Origin of the sequence: Deefgea rivuli DSM 18356 (assembly GCF_000620145.1) — a bacterium.
In the GTDB taxonomy this organism is placed as follows: Bacteria; Pseudomonadota; Gammaproteobacteria; order Burkholderiales; family Chitinibacteraceae; genus Deefgea; species Deefgea rivuli.
Genome location: NZ_KK211082.1, coordinates 387,965 through 404,053 on the forward strand (window position 1 = coordinate 387,965; position 16,089 = coordinate 404,053).

General features: G+C 47.8%; 10 protein-coding genes. 4 read left to right on the forward strand and 6 right to left on the reverse strand.

Annotated elements, in window-relative coordinates; genetic code table 11:
• Nucleotide 1: 1 nt before the first annotated feature.
• The 5 genes from Q320_RS0114685 to chrA form a co-directional block, all read right to left on the reverse strand.
• Nucleotides 2–331 carry a DUF2249 domain-containing protein gene (locus Q320_RS0114685; RefSeq protein ID WP_035853813.1) on the reverse strand — a complete coding sequence of 110 codons (330 nt, stop codon included), beginning with the start codon at nucleotides 329–331 and terminating at the stop codon, nucleotides 2–4.
• Between the two features lie 118 nt (nucleotides 332–449).
• Nucleotides 450–2,732, reverse strand: coding sequence for a nitric-oxide reductase large subunit (locus Q320_RS0114690; protein ID WP_027469631.1), 2,283 nt, complete (start codon nucleotides 2,730–2,732; stop codon nucleotides 450–452).
• A 439-nt stretch (nucleotides 2,733–3,171) separates the two neighbouring features.
• Entirely contained in the window at nucleotides 3,172–3,624 is a 453-nt protein-coding gene (locus tag Q320_RS0114700; protein WP_027469633.1) for an RrF2 family transcriptional regulator, read from the reverse strand.
• 203 nt (nucleotides 3,625–3,827) lie between these two features.
• Entirely contained in the window at nucleotides 3,828–5,837 is a 2,010-nt protein-coding gene (locus Q320_RS0114705) for a glycosyl hydrolase family 18 protein (RefSeq protein WP_027469634.1), read from the reverse strand.
• 576 nt (nucleotides 5,838–6,413) lie between these two features.
• The gene (gene chrA / locus Q320_RS0114710) at nucleotides 6,414–7,772 is read right to left on the reverse strand and encodes a chromate efflux transporter (protein ID WP_027469635.1); all 1,359 of its coding nucleotides are present in this window, start codon (nucleotides 7,770–7,772) and stop codon (nucleotides 6,414–6,416) included.
• A 180-nt stretch (nucleotides 7,773–7,952) separates the two neighbouring features.
• Here chrA and Q320_RS0114715 point away from each other — a divergent pair, with 180 nt between their 5' ends.
• The 4 genes from Q320_RS0114715 (at nucleotide 7,953) to Q320_RS20065 (ending at nucleotide 11,683) form a co-directional block, all read left to right on the forward strand.
• Nucleotides 7,953–8,957: a sulfate ABC transporter substrate-binding protein gene (locus tag Q320_RS0114715; protein ID WP_027469636.1), complete on the forward strand. Its 1,005-nt coding sequence runs from the start codon at nucleotides 7,953–7,955 to the stop codon at nucleotides 8,955–8,957.
• Nucleotides 8,958–9,020: 63 nt separating this feature from the next.
• Nucleotides 9,021–10,103, forward strand: coding sequence for a porin (locus Q320_RS0114720; RefSeq protein ID WP_027469637.1), 1,083 nt, complete (start codon nucleotides 9,021–9,023; stop codon nucleotides 10,101–10,103).
• Between the two features lie 107 nt (nucleotides 10,104–10,210).
• On the forward strand, nucleotides 10,211–11,023 hold the full coding sequence (locus tag Q320_RS20060; RefSeq protein ID WP_051534785.1) for an EAL domain-containing protein: 813 nt from the start codon (nucleotides 10,211–10,213) through the stop codon (nucleotides 11,021–11,023).
• Nucleotides 11,024–11,086: 63 nt separating this feature from the next.
• Nucleotides 11,087–11,683 (forward strand): RBBP9/YdeN family alpha/beta hydrolase, encoded by a 597-nt coding sequence (locus Q320_RS20065; protein ID WP_051534786.1) that lies wholly within the window; start codon nucleotides 11,087–11,089, stop codon nucleotides 11,681–11,683.
• A 46-nt stretch (nucleotides 11,684–11,729) separates the two neighbouring features.
• Here the strand turns inward: Q320_RS20065 and hyoA are convergent, their stop codons facing one another.
• Entirely contained in the window at nucleotides 11,730–16,088 is a 4,359-nt protein-coding gene (gene hyoA / locus Q320_RS0114735) for an NACHT domain-containing antiphage protein HyoA (protein ID WP_035853815.1), read from the reverse strand.
• Nucleotide 16,089 lies beyond the last annotated feature (1 nt).

Consider the following 16,089-nt stretch of genomic DNA (forward strand, 5'->3'; position numbering starts at 1 on the left):
CTTATTGCCCGCTGCAACCGCAACCACCCGAGCCGCAACCCTCACCCGCCGCAGCCACTTCTTCTTTAAGCGGATGAATTGAAAAATCAATCACAATCGCCTCATGATCGCGTTGAATATAGTTCGCTTTCACTTGGCCTTTATAGCGCTGTTCGATTTGTGCCAGCAATGGCAATGGATCATGGTCATTCACAAAACGCATCGTTTCGCCCTCAGACAAAGATTCCAGCGCACCAAAAATCGCCGCATGCCGAAAACGTTTCGCAACACCGCGTGCATCAAAACCGTACACACCATCTAAAGCAATATGAGAACTTCCGCAGCCTGACATTTTCCTCTTCCTTTATCGATGTGGTGAGCTGAAGCCCACCCTACAAAATATACATTGGGTATATCAATGCAGACTTTAATAATTAACGCCTACATCGATATACATATAAAAATAACCCTTAAACTTTCGCACTCGCAAGCTGACCATCAATCACTGGAACCGGCCGACTTTGATCTTTACCCAACAAACGAATCGCAAACACCGCCAAGAACACCACGCCGACGGCAAATACAATGTCGCCCGGCACGCGCAGCCACACCAAGGTTTCCATTACTGGTGAATGGATAATTTCGGCTGAGCGGGCATACCACAGGCCGTGTTCGATGCTGGCAAAAGCTTGATAAATCCCAGCCGGCAGCAGCGACATAAACACCATCATCGCCAAGCCGATATTCATGCTCCAGAATGCCGGTTTCAGCAGTTTGTCATTCCATTTCGCCGCAGGCGTTAGACCGCGCAAGCAGAACAACATCAAGCCAATGCCGAGCATGCCGTACACACCAAACAGCGCGGCGTGGCCGTGGGCGGCGGTCATATTTAGGCCTTGCACGTAGTACAGCGAAATCGGAGGATTGATTGCAAAACCGAGCAAACCCGCACCGACGGTGTTCCAGAAACCGACGGCAACAAAACACATAATCGACCAACGATATTTCTCGACCCACGGTGCGGCTTGGGTGTGGCGGTAAGTGTGATAAGCCTCAGCGGCAATCAAAGCCAGTGGCACGACTTCCAGCGCCGAGAACATCGCGCCAATCGCAATCACCGACGTTGGCGATCCGGTGAAATACAGGTGATGCAAAGTCCCCAAAATGCCGCCAAACAAGAACACGATGGTTTCCAGCACAATTGCCCTATTGGCTGATGCGATACGGATCAAACCCAAGCGGCTGAGCAGTAAAGCAATCACGGCAGTGGCAAACACTTCAAAGAAGCCTTCGACCCACAAATGCACCAACCACCAGCGCCAGTATTCAATCATCGCGTAATGCGTTTTTTGCCCCCAAACCAGTGATGATGCATAGAACAGACCAATACAGACGGCAGAAATAAACACCATCGCGATTAAACCTTGGCTTTCCGACGGTTTGCGCAGCGCAGGCCACAAACCACGACCGAGCAAAGTCGCCCAAATCAACAGGCCAATAAACAGCAGGATTTGCCAAATACGACCCATGCTGGTGTATTCCAAACCCTGATTGCCGAGCCAAAAACTGTAGTCAGTCCCCAAGCGTTGCATCGTGCCAACCCAACCGGTCGCAATCGAGCCGACGACGATCAATAGCAAGGCATAAAACAGCGCATCAGTGCCGAGTTTCTGAAATTTTGGCTCTTTGCCACCCAGTACTGGCGCAAGGAACAGACCCGTCGCCAACCACGCGGTCGCAATCCACAGCACGCCCAACTGAGTATGAATCGTGCGGCTCACCGTAAATGGCAGCACTTCCGCCAGTGGAATCCCAAAGAAACTGCCGCCTTCAACTTGATAATGTGCCGACACAATCCCCATGCCGACTTGCGCCAGCAGCAATCCAATCACCACGTAGAAATACTTCATCGTCGCGCGCATTGACGGCGTGAGTTTCAATGCGATCAAGGGATCAGTTTCCGGACAGACCGCTAGCTCATCATCGCGTTGCATATTGTGGAACAAGATCATCGCTGAAATACCCGCCAGCAATAAAATCACGCTGGCAATCGACCACATGCTGGTGCCTGTCGTTGGTTTGTTTTCAACCAGCGGTTCATGCGGCCAATTGCTGGTGTACGACAGATGACTTTCACCCGGACGATTAGTCGTTGCCGCCCACGCTGACCAGAAGAAAAACGCCGGCAAGGCTTTCAGATCATCGGCATTTTTGATTGAGCCGGAAATCATTGCGTATTGCTCACGCAATGCGTCTTTGGCCGGATCGCTACCAAATAAGCTCACGTAATGCTGCGCCACTTGCGCCATCGCGACCGCACGATCAGCCTGAATCGTGATCGTATCGCTGGCTTTGTCATACGTATTGCCGCGCATCACCGCAATCAGACGGACATCAATCGGCGCTTGCTCTTCACGTGTGAGCTGTTCGTAATCTTTTTTGAATTGCTGTTGAGCCCAAATATTGCGCAGCGCCAACGCTTCGCGATGTAGCCAATCGGCCGACCAATCGGGCGCCACATAACTACCATGCCCCCACACCGAACCCACTTGCTGACCACCCGCCGACAACCAAGCTTCTTGGCCGCGCTGGATTTGCTCGCCGGTATAAATGACTTTGCCGCTACTACTGATAACTTGCTGCGGAATGGGTGGTTTATCGAGGTAAATTTCCCTGCCAATCCAGCCTAAAGCGGCGAATGACAGGAAAAACACCACCGCAAGCCAGCGCCAAAGGGTGCGCGTTTTTTGCATGATTGCTCTCCGTGAGTGATAAAAAATGAACTGCAAGTGAATTAGTTACATTTTATATGCACATTATCAAAACATGCAAATAATTTACATGTTTAAATCGACAATCCAAATTCAAAGAGATATTGAATCAGGGAAACAGCACCAAATGACGGAGGCACAACGCAGCAATACGACAAGTAGCGCGCTTGCGGAGCAATAAAAAATGCCGCGACTTCAGCGCGGCATCAATGGGTATATCAATATGATCTATACAATAAAATGCTTGCAGCAATATACATCTAAAAAAATATTTCAACTTAATGTCAGCAACACATCAAAGCAAGAAACACGCGCCGATATTAATCGACAAACCCAAAATCGCAAGCTTGAACAACAAAGCTAAAATCGACTACATTTCGGCGACTTGGGCATTTCAAATATCACCATCAAGCACTGCTGCTTATTCGCGGCGCTCGATCAGCGGAATCCGAAAAATGGCATTCAGCTCAACCGGATTACTGATTAAATCAGCCAAACTATAGCGATCCAGCACCGCATACAGCGCTTGCATCGCTTCATTTAAAATCCCTTTCAAGCGACATACCGAGGCGATGCTACAGGTTGAATGTTCGCGATCAAAGCATTCGACCATCGGGCTATCCGCCTCGCTCAAGCGCACCAAAGCGCCGACGCTAATCTCGCTCGGCGCGCGCGCCAAACGCATGCCACCACCCTTGCCACGCGAAGTTTCGATAAAACCATTGCGCGACAAAAAATTCACCACTTTCATCAAGTGATTGTCGGAAATATCATAAGCGCTGGCAATTTCACTGCGCGTAACAATGCCGCCGTCTTGCACGCCGACATAAATCAGCGTGCGCAAACAATAATCGGTAAACACATTCAAACGCATCGCAGGCTCTCCCTCAATAACAGCATTTATTATACATCTTCGATGCCTTGATTCTTGCTAAAACTCAAGCGAAAGCAGCACACGCAAATAACAGATTGGGTATACCAACCTACGCCTTAATCAACATAGCCTACGTATAGATACCTACAAAAAAGCCCTGAACACGTCAGGGCTTTTTCAATTCAAACTACTTAAACCAAAGCTTATTTGCGAACTTTGCTCATTGCATTCATCAAGGTGGCTGATTTGTCGTCGCCATCGAGTGACCAGCTGAACATACCGCCAAGGTTGTTGGCATTCACGTAATCAATCTTAGTTTGAATCACAGCCGGCGTGTCGTACGACCAGAATGTAGAGCCATCAAATTTCCAAGATTGTTTCGTCGTTGGATCAACATAAATCGTACCTGGTGCATTCACGAGCACTTTGTAGTCCTCAATCCCGTTTTCATACGTGCCACGCGCTGGCGTGGTGGCTTGTTGATACAGACCGTTATTCACGTTCGGTACACCGCTCCAACCACGACCGTAGAAGGGTACGCCAACGATGATTTTCTGTGCTGGGAAGCCGGCTGCTAGCAGGTTTTTCACTGAATCATCAATGTTGTAGTACGACGCTACGCCACGCTCGCCCGTTTTTGGATCTAGGTAGTTCGGGCTCTTAGCATCTGGGTACAGATTAGAATGGAAGTCCGTTTTCGCTGCTGGATTAGCGTGATTTTCACCGGCGGCATCCATATACGTCGTGCTGGTGTATTCCCAACCGCCGTGGAAGTCATAAGTCATCAAGTTGATGAAATCGAGGTATTTGCTGTATTCAGCTGGTTCAGTCTTCTCGATTTTATCTTTACCGGCTGACATCGCTGCCGTTAGGTAATATTTCTTGTTGCCGTTGACTTTGCTCAAGGCATCGAGTTGCGCGCGGAATTCAGCCATCAACAAGGTGAAGTTGCGTTTGTCGTTAGCATCAACGGTGTTGTACGGTTGACCGCCGCCGCCTGGGAATTCCCAATCGATATCTACGCCGTCAAACACATTGGCCATCGCGCCGACACCGCCGCGACCGCTGTACATCGGCAAGTTGCCTTTGATGTAAATATCCAAGCACGATGCCACCAGCTGTTTACGTAGCGCATCGGTTTTGGCTGCATTCGCAAACCATTTCGACCAAGTCCAGCCGCCCAATGAAATGAAAATCTTCATGTTCGGGAACATTTTGCGTAGCGATTGCAACTCGTGGAAGTTACCTGCTAGCGGTGTTTCCCAAGTGATTGGCGTGCCACCCGCGATTTGACGGCTAGGCGTGCGGCCATAATCGGCCCATGCATCGCCACCGCTACCCGCATCCGGTGCATTTGGCGTAGTTGCGCCAGACTCTAGTTTGTCGATGCCAGCGCCACATTCGTAGCCGCCATTTTTCGGATAAATATTACCGAAGGCATAGTTCAGGTAAGTCATTTTGGCCGCAGAGCCATTGCTGACGATATCAGCCAATTCCATGCCGCGCGCGTAAACGCCCCACTGTGCGAAGTAAGAACCGACTTCTTTGCCGCCAATTGCTGGCGTTGGCGTTGGGCCAACTGGTGTCGTCGTTGGCGTTACTGTTGGGATTGGTGAGGCCGTTACGACTGGCGTTGTGCTTGCCGTAGGTGTTGCCGTGACGACAGGACTTGTAGTTGGTGCAACAGTCACCACTGGCGTTACCGTTGGCTTCGCAGTTGGGCCCACACAAGCACCTAGATCGCGCCATGGGCCATCCACTTCAGCAGCATTTGGCGTATTGCCTTGCGTCCACCATTTAGCTTGGAAATTACGACCGTTGTAGCTCACCGTTTGATTGGTATAAACCGTTGTGCTGCTCCATGCGGCGGCAGTGCAAGAGCCTGTTACCGGCGGTGTAGTAACGACAGGTGTAGCGGTAGGCGCTGTTGTTGGTTTTACCGTCGGCGCAATCGTCGCAACAGGCGTTGGTGTCGCTACCGAACCCGTCGAAGCACCCAAATCTTTCCACAAAGTTGGCGTTGCCAACGGATTCCAGTTTGCACCCACATAAGCGGTGTGCGTTACCAGCGATGAATAATCATGGCCGCTGTAACTCACCGTCGTGCCAGCACTATATGTAGTGCCTTCTTGCCAAGCCGGAGCGGCATAACTAAATGAAGCAAAAACCGCAACAGGCAAAGCCGCTGCCGCAAAGTGTTTCAGTTTAAACATGTAAGGGTCTCCATCCACTCATTGAATTGGTGTCATTCGCGCAATGCAACTGGTATGTAACTCGACCAGTTAGCCAGACCACTTTTTGTAAGTTTCTTAGGTTCTAGGCTGAATAACGTTTCGCTGCAAACTACACAATGCAGCGATGGGTACGATTTACGTAGATAGGGGCAACTCTTGTCAAGTGACTGTGATCTCAACCATTTTCAACAAAAAGTCATCACGCCATCACTTAATGAAGCACACTACAAAAAATACAAGCCCCAAAAATGCTGCGTCGCAACAACCAATTAAAACTAACTCAATCTGTCAGATAAAATAAGAAAAACAGCATGTTGCAGCGCATTAATTAGCGTTGAATAATGTAACAAAACAACTCAAAAAAAGCCGCTATTCAAGCCGCCAAGCTACAAATGATAGATACAAAAAAAAGACAACTCGAAGCGCAATGAATCATTGCGTCCAAGTCATCTTTCTTCTTATACATTACAAAAACTTACCAGCAAAGAAATAAACATTACATAATAATCAAATAAACCACGCCAAAGTACGAATACCAAGCCTCCACTATTGGCATTACACGCCAGCCAATTTCAGTAACAAGCCCAGCACGGCGCTGAAAGCAATCACTTGCATCACATTGCGCTTAAACTTAAATAAGGCGATGGCAGCGGCTAATGCCAGCAGTGCAGAAATCCAATCAAATACGCCCGCAAAACCTTGCGGCCACAGCACGTGAAAACCAAAAAATAGCGCCAGATTTAAAATCACCCCCACCACCGCAGCGGTAATCGCGGTGAGTGGCGCGGTAAATTTCAAATTATTGTGCGTCGATTCAACCAACGGGCCTCCCGCCAAAATGAAAATAAACGACGGCAAAAAGGTAAACCACGTCACCACGCAGGCCGCGACCGCACCAGCGAGGAACGCGCTATCAGGGCCGAAAAATGCTTTCAGATAGCCACCAATAAATCCCACATAAGCCACCACCATAATCAAAGGGCCTGGCGTGGTTTCACCCAGTGCCAAACCATCGATCATTTGCGCCGCGCTTAGCCAACCAAAATGCCCTACCGCACCTTGGTACACATACGGCAACACCGCATACGCACCACCGAAAGTCAGTAACGCCGCTTTGCTAAAAAACAAGCCCATTTGCGTCAGTGTATGATCCCAACCGTATAGCGCCAAAAGCACTGCCATTGTTGTTCCCCAGAGCGATACCCCAATGCCCAGCACCAGCGCCAGACGCGATCCGCTAAATTTTGCGTGTTCAGGCGTTGGCGTGTGATCATCAATTAAGGCCGCACCATACGATTTGTTACCCGCGCCATGACCGCCACCGGTTTGAAAATATTCAGGTTTAAAACGCCCGCCCAACCAACCGAACAATGCCGCCATCGCCACAATCAAGGGGAACGGTAAATTCAACGCAAAAATCGCCACAAACGAAGCACCGGCAATTGCCCACAAAACATTATTCTTTAAGGCGCGCGAACCAATGCGATGCGCGGCGTGTAGCACAATCGCCGTCACCGCCGGCTTAATCCCGTAAAACAGCCCCGCCACCAGCGGTAAATCACCATACGCAATATAAACCCAAGACAAACCGATGAGTATTACCAGCGAAGGTAAGAAAAAAAAAGTCCCTGCGACAATACCCCCCCATGTTTTATGCATAAGCCAACCAATATATGTCGCCAATTGCTGCGCTTCGGGGCCGGGCAAGACCATGCAGTAATTCAGTGCATGCAAAAAGCGCTTTTCTGAAATCCAGCGCCGATTTTCAACCAGCTCTTGGTGCATGATAGAAATCTGCCCCGCTGGCCCGCCAAAACTAATCAGCCCGAGCTTAAGCCAAAATAAAAACGCCTGCCAAAAACTCACTGGCGCGGGTGGGCTCACCTCAGCGAGCACCGTTTCAATTTTTTCCATCGCAGCAGCCTTTCAATTCATGAATGAGTGCGGCGGATTATCCCTGAAATCAGGCATCGTTTCTGCGCGATCTAGCTCATTCACATATACCCAAATAGAATAATATATAAATTTTTAAGTATTTAATCGAATATAAAATTCATGCAATCATCATTCCACTTACTCACAGGAAGCGATGACATGTTACTCAAACCTATCTCCCTAGCCCTCACTCTGGCCGTTTTTAGCAGTAGCGTATTTGCTGCCAATATCGAATTACTCAATGTCTCTTACGATCCCACTCGCGAGCTTTATCAGGACTACAACAAAGCCTTCGCCAGCTATTACAAAAAGAAAACCGGCGATGATGTGACGATCAAGCAATCGCACGGTGGCTCTGGCAAACAAGCGCGCGCCGTGCTCGACGGCCTTGAAGCCGACGTGGTGACTTTGGCGCTGGCCTATGACATCGACGTGCTGGGCGAGCAGGCCAAGTTGCTCAAACCCGATTGGCAAAAACAATTTCCAAGCAATTCATCACCGTACACATCGACCATTTTGTTCTTGGTGAAAAAAGGCAATCCAAAAGGCATCAAAGACTGGAATGATTTGATTCGCGCCGATGTGCAAGTGATTACGCCAAACCCAAAAACATCGGGCGGCGCACGCTGGAACTACCTTGCAGCATGGGGCTGGGCGAAGAAAACCTATGGTTCTGATGAAAAAGCGCGCGAATTTGTACAAAAGCTCTTCAAAAATGTACCTGTTTTAGATACTGGCGCACGTGGCTCGACGGTGACATTTACGCAGCGCGGTATTGGCGATGTCTTAGTGACATGGGAAAACGAAGCTGAATTGGTATTCCGCGAAGTCGGCCGCGATAAATTTGAAGTGGTTGCACCGGCTTATTCCATTAAGGCCGAGCCACCGGTAGCGATTGTCGATAAAAACGTCGATAAGAAAGGCACGCGAAAAGCAGCGACTGAATACTTGAATTATCTGTATTCCAAAGAAGGCCAAGAAATCATCGCGCAGAACTATTACCGCCCACTTGATAAAGACATTGCCGCGAAATACGCGAAGCAATTCCCTAAAATCCAGCTCTTTGATATTGATGATGTATTTGGCGGTTGGACTAAGGCACAAAAAACACACTTTAGCGATGGTGGTATTTTTGACCAAATCATTAATGCGAATTCAAAATAATAATTGATCATATATTACTGCGGTTAAATGATGCAGCAGTAAACTATCAAAAGGGATTAAGCCATGAACAAAATTATCGCACTATCGATTGCAGCGGCCTTGATTACACCGGCTGTATTTGCAGAAGTGACCATTAGCGGCAGTGTCCGCACCGCATTTGAATATGTGAGCCCCGATCAGGTCGGCGTTAAAGCAGGTTCAAAAAGCGATGGTACAAATAAAACACAATTAGCAGATCAAAGCTCACGCATTCGTTTCTCTGGCAAAGATAAACTCGACTTTGGTGGTGATTTGATTTGGGTATTAGAAAATCGTTTCCGTGTTGGCGATGCCTATGATAAGGCGAGCACTGATGTGTGGGGCTCACGTGATACTTATATCGGTTACAAAGGCGATTTTGGTTTTGCTCGTTTTGGTAAAATGGACAATGCCTATAAAAATATTTACAAAGGGATTGCACCGACACTAGAAGGTGAACTCAATGACTCTTCTGGTTATTTAGGTACTGGACAAGTATTACGCCGCCTTGGTAATCGTGATGCACAAGTCATTTATTATGAGACACCGAACTTCAGTGGCTTTAATGCAAATGCTTCATACACCATTGGTGAAAAAACCGCTAAATATGATGCATCAACCTACCAAATTGGCGGTTATTGGAAAGATGATATTTTTAATGTCGGCGCAGTTTATTCTTTAGGTCAAGATCAAAACTCAGATTATAAATCATCGAAAATCACCTCAGTGGCCAAAGAAGGTGCAAACATTAATGGGCTTTTAATTGGCGGCAATGTGAATTACGCGGGTTTTGGCTTAGGCCTCACTTGGGAACAAGTAGATCGTGATGATGGAAAAATTTCACGCAAACAAGATAGCTACGCTGCTGCTGGCTCGTACAAATACGATAAATTGTATTTCTTATTGAGCTATGTAAAAGCAAATGATGTAGATACTTTAGCAGATTCAGGTGCAGAGCAATTGTCTTTGGGCGCCTCATACAATCTCAGCAAAAAAAGCAGAGTCTATGCAACTTATACAAAATTAGACAATGAGAAAAACGCTAATTTCACGACTGAATCAGGCTACACATTGAACAATGGTCAAAGCTTAGATTTATTCTCGGTCGGCGTGCGCTCAGACTTTTAATTATTAATAAGAAGTTGCAGCCTAATCTTATCAATTAGGCTGCTTATGTATTTTATTAATGAGCTTCATTAAAGCGCATCAATTGCATCACCCTAGGATTAATCGGTATGAATTGGCCTTTTACTCATCCGAATGTTCGGATACCTGTTCCCCCTGAAATAGCCCGTGAATGGCCAGAAAGCACATTTCATATTGATTCATTTCGCGGCGTAATCGTCAAAGCGCTGGGCTCGACCTTGTCCTCTGCATTTCAACCCATTTTTGATCGACAAGGTACGCGTTTTGGCGATGAAGCTTTGCTGCGCGCCACCGTGCGCCACAAAGCCATTTCACCGCAGCAAGCTTTTGATTCGGCACGGCAAGGCGACAAATTGATTGCATTTGATCGCCTCTGCCGCACCGTGCATGTAATGAATTTTGCCAGCTATGCACCGCAAGAACGCTTGCTGTTTTTGAATGTACATCCAGAGCTATTGGTGCAAATCAACGATCACGGTGCGTATTTTGAGCGCATTCTAAATGGCTTAGGTTTTAGCCCCAATCAGGTCGTGCTGGAATTACTCGAAAATGAAGCCGCAACGCTGGATGCAACGGCGATTCAACGTGCGGTTAAAAACTACCGCGCCAAAGGCTACCGCATCGCGCTGGATGATTTTGGCCACGGCATGGCCAATTTAGATCGTTTATGGCTACTAGAACCTGACTTCGTCAAATTAGATCGGCATATTTTGACGCTCGCCAGCCAGCAAGAAAAAGCGCGTCACGGCTACGCCAAATTGGTGTCTTTATTACACGATGCGGGTAGCTTGGTCATCGCCGAAGGCGTTGAAACCCGAGAACAAAAAGAAATCGCACTCGAGAGTGGCGTAGATGGCCTACAAGGCTTTTTACTCGCCCATCCCGAATTTAGACCGATTTAAATCGCAAGTAGATGCTGTCTTGATAACACTTTTGCACCATCAACATTCAAAGAAGCTCCGAATATGAATTCTATTGAGCAATGGCTAGCCGCTGGCAATCGCATCCTTATCGCCCCAGGTTGGAATAACTCGGGTGATGCACATTGGCAATCGCTGTGGCAGCAGCAATACCCACAATTTGAGCGAATCGAACAAGACGATTGGCAGCATCCACACGCTGGTTTCTGGGTGCGCAATTTCGAGCAAAAAATCGCCGAGCGCGATGTGCCGACGATTATTGTGGCGCATAGTTTGGCGTGTGCAACGCTCGCGCATTGGAGCGCTTTATATGGCCGAGAACGCTGCGTGCAAGGCGTTTTATTGGTCGCCCCTGCCGACGTGATGCGGCCAGAAGCGCCCGATGCGTTTCGCGGCTTTGCGCCCTTACCGCATATTCCTTTGCCTTTTTTAAGCTGGGTGGTGGCAAGCAGTAATGACCCTAGTTGCACGGAAGAACGTGCCAGCCAGTTGGCTACGACATGGCGCAGCAAATTAACCGTGCTGCCCGATGCGGGGCATATCAATGTCGAATCCGGCCACGGAGAATGGCCAGAAGGCTTGGACTATTTACGGCGCTTGATTGCGCTAACAAACGATTTTAATGGCGGCTCCGCCCAATAAAACTAAACAAGCAAATGCTTGCGCTCATTGATGTATTGCTTAAGTTTCAATTTTTTTGTTTCGTATTTTCTTTGGGTAAACGTGGTCGTAAATCTAGAACCTTCACTGCCAATTTGAGCGACCACACTTTTTCAGACTCAATTCTTCTAGCCTCCTCTTCCAGCATCAGGCGTAAACCCGCAACATCAAGCTTCGCCCCAGTTTCAGGATGATCCCAATTTTGATCTCGAGTCACGGTCACAAGCAAACAACCAGCACGACGGTTTTCTGGTGCCATATATTTGCTCACAAGCTGCTTATCTAAAGTGTCACGTAAAACACGCCCTGAGTGCTTATCACCCAGCTTGAGCTCAATGACGCTTTCTAAATTGGGCTTGATGATATGCAGACGAATGTCGGTTTCTTTTTCGTCGGCAGTAACTTCCTCTTGGTTGACCTTATAAATTTCATTGGCACGATTTGACAATTCGTGTGCAATGGCACGGCGCATAATTTTTTCTTCCGAAATTTCCGCCCACTGCTCTCGCGGAGAATCATCCCGCAGCAACAAATCGTCTAGATCATCTAGCCTGTCGCACATCAACACAAAAAATTCATCGTTATTGGCAGGCGCAATTTCATATTTTTTTAGAAATTTAACAATTTGAGCCGTCTCATAAACTTGTTCATCCATCTCCTTCGCTGCTCGTTCTTTGGCCAGCACTAAAGCGCGATCTCTAAAATGGACGAATAACGGGTCTTCGATCAATGTTGCTTTGATGCGCCATCCATCTGCGCCGCCAAGATTCAAAACAGCATCCAATAGGTAACTCCTTCCATCTTGCGCATTGTCACGCGGCCCAGGCGAATACACACCTTCATGCGTGATGTCTTCATCAATTCTCACATTCCGATAGGCAAGCCGCAGTAACTCCAGCAGTAACTCTGGTGTAAAACCTGGAGCGGTCAACTCAAACAATTGCTTTTGATGGCGACCACCAAATAACTCAGCAATCCATCGAACGCCAATCGAGTCGGCTTCATTTTCATGCCCCTCTAAGCCATCAATCAATATTCGAACACCATCCTCAGGGGCGTAACACAGTAAGACGGGTAGCCATACTGAAGAAAAATTTGAATTCAAACCATGAATAAGCTGATTTTTAGCCTGCTGTTTCACAAGCAAGGCTTCACTTTCTGCGCCATAAGTCATCAGCAGATTGACTACCATTCTCAGGCGCGTCTCTACCGCATACTCACATTCGGACTCCCGTAATAGCGGCGAAGTAGCGAACCACTGAGCTAACTGGGGAATCAATAGCAGGACAATTGCTTGGGATTCATATTGTAAGCATTGCAAGACGTGATGGTGAGCAAGTGCCACTACGGGCTCCGACAGTTCACTCGCCAATTCCACAGCAAATATTTCAGTAACCGCAGTTGGATGGGTAATTGCCAAATCAGTTAGCCACGCGGGAAAGTGATTTAATTCTATCAAGGCAAAACGGCTAGCAACTAAAGCTTCTGCATGGCTCAGCCTACTTGCCCAGCTTGGGTCTTCTGCTTCTGCATAAATGCCAGCTAAACCCATCAACCACGCGTAGCGAGTAATATTTTTTTCTTCAAGCAAACGTTCACAGCGTAACGGAGGACTATCTTTACGCCAAATTGCCATCAGCGTTACACGCAGCCGCTCAACAACGTCTTGATTGAAATGCTTTTCAAAAAAAGGGCGATTCCACCCAGAAAACTTATCATTTCCCTCATCACGAGCTACTTTCCATAGCTGCCATGCAGTTGTTTCTCGTAAGTCTGTTGCAAATGCTTTTTCTGGATGACTAGAAAGCTCTTCCCAAAATACTAGCCAACTCTGGTAATTCTGCTCTTCTTCGCGTTGTCTTCGTTTTTCTGCTTCCTGATGCTGTTTTTCCCATACTTCCAGCTCTGGATTGTTGGATATGGGTTGCATGTAAGCATTGAGATGTTCAACCAATTCCTGCTGATCTATGACCAGCGGTCGTATGAATTCTGCGTATTGCTTTCGATCCGTATTTGGGGCTCTGTGCAGCCACATTGCCAACTCAAGTAACAATAAGCGTTCAGAAGTAGGACGACTCTGCTCCGCGAGTTTGGCTAGCACCCAGTCGCCATCTTGTTCAGCATTCAATTGAATAGGCCCATCCGAGCATGTGCGATAGATGCGAGACCAAGGGTTGCTTTCAATTTCAAAGCTTTGAGTCAAAGCAATATCTAGCCAAAATAAGACTTCCCGATAAGAAGTTGGCAGCGCAGCAAGCTCTTGCTTCAAGATGTTGATCGGTTCTTTCTGACTTGCATATCCATCCTTTGAAAAACGCAACGCCACAATAGCTGATTTAAACAAAGCCTCACTACGTTCACCAGCGACTAATTGCCGCACACAACATGCTGCTAATGCGTGCAGCAAATGCGGTCTGCTCGTACTAAAACGCCAACCCTCTTGAAACTCAGCATTCTCCAAAATAAGGTCGCTTAGCTTGTGCCGCAAGCCATTCAAAAGGATTGGCGTAATATCTACGGCAGCAATCAGCCGAGGCCACTGCCAACCCAGCAAACCCACCTCATCAACTCTTTCTGAAGTGTGCTTCAGCAAAAATTCAAGCTGCTCAAGCGATACATGGCTAGGAAAAAAACTCACTATGGCTGTTTTTAACAATTGCTCCGGCCATTGCCCAACGTTCTGCTGCATATTGGCGACGACATCAAAAATACAAGAATCATTAAGTTGCCCCAAGGTTTCCAATGCACTACGTCGAACTCGTTGCTCTTCAGTGGGATTGATTGCCGCAGCGCATGCCAAATCAGCACATTGATTTATTTCACCGCTACCAATGACGTCAATCAGCAATTCCCGTACTTCCATATTTTCAATACCAACATCCCACAGCTCGCGTATTAACGAGGCCAGCTCAGCATGTGCAAACCGCTGAATCTGAATGCTGGCCGTATGCATTCCTCTCCAGCCGCCATGCTGATAGCACTCAACATAGGCTCGCAAAGTCTGACGGCGTTGAGAGGAAGAAAACGATTCTGGATCGGCAAAATCAAGCAGCACCTCTGGCTCTCGCGACAGAACCTCATCAAACACACTTGAATTGTCTGCTGCGAGCCAAGCCGCAACTGCGCGCATACTGGGTTTAATGACTTTGATGCTCTGCGGAGTCTGGGCAAACAACAGCCGCTTCAGCGTCTTCATCGCCATCCCGCTTTTTAGCAATTGATTTAATTGCTGTGCCGCAAGGAACTCAATCACCGAGCGATGGTGAAAACGAACCCTGCCGTAGTTGGCAATACCAAAAAGCGCTCGCTCCAGCAGTGTTTTGCGCTCTTTCTCATCCCAGTCAGTCAGAATATCAGCAGGATCGAGCGCACTATCCGCCGCTGAAATCACATCCGACTCCACACTGTGGCGCAAAGTGAATTTACGGGACAAAACACAAGCTAGAGCCAGTCTGGATGCACCATCTAATGCCTTTTCTGGCGACAGAGCCATGATTTCTTGTCGAACAGAATCTAAGCGTGGTTTCAGCTTGATGCGGATATTATTTTCCAGCTGTTTTCGATGCGCACGGATCTGCTGATGCTCCCGCCAGTCCTCACACAATTCGATCAGATCCAGTGGGCGATGAGTAAACTCTTCTACATTTTGCAATCGAATTGCGGCCATCAATTCGTCTGGATTGGCGATGTTCAGCACGCGGATCATTTCGCTAATTTGCTCGCTAGACAAAGGCATCAAGCAAACGCTGCGCCAAATGGGATCTTCACGCTCGGCAACAACGTTATTATTGAATTGCTTTGATTTGCTAATCTCTGCCGCAAAAGCCTCCCCAGTCGGCACTTCGCGCTCTTGCTGCGCTTCTGGAAAAGGAAGGTATTGCTTAAATTTTTCACGGTCAAATGGAACTGGGCGCGTCGTGATAATGATGCGCACACGCCCCAGCAGCCCCTTCAGTGCCTTCTCCAAATTAACTAGGGCTTTTCTAAACGAATTTTGGGTTAGCTGAAGTTCATCAAAAGAATCTAAGAAAAAAGTCGCAACGCCTGACTGCGACTCTCTCCAATGCTCAAGTCGAGTTTCTTCTCCGGAGGATAAAAGCTCAGTCAAGCTACTGCTTGATGCCAATTCGGCTAGCTCAAGAAAAAACGCGGCGTGCCCTTCATCCCAGAGGCGTTTTTGCTCTTGCTGGCATTCGTACGTTTTACCTGAACCCGCCTCTGCAATAATCAAGATTCGGCTTGAATTGAGTAACTTCGACCAATCCAGCGCGTTATAGCCTGCCAAATGAGTAAAAATCTGCGTTCTTTCTATGTCTTTCAGTGCTTCATCAGACAGTTCACAAAAAATACGTTTGATTCGCGAGCAGGAGGAAGGTGGGATTTGCATT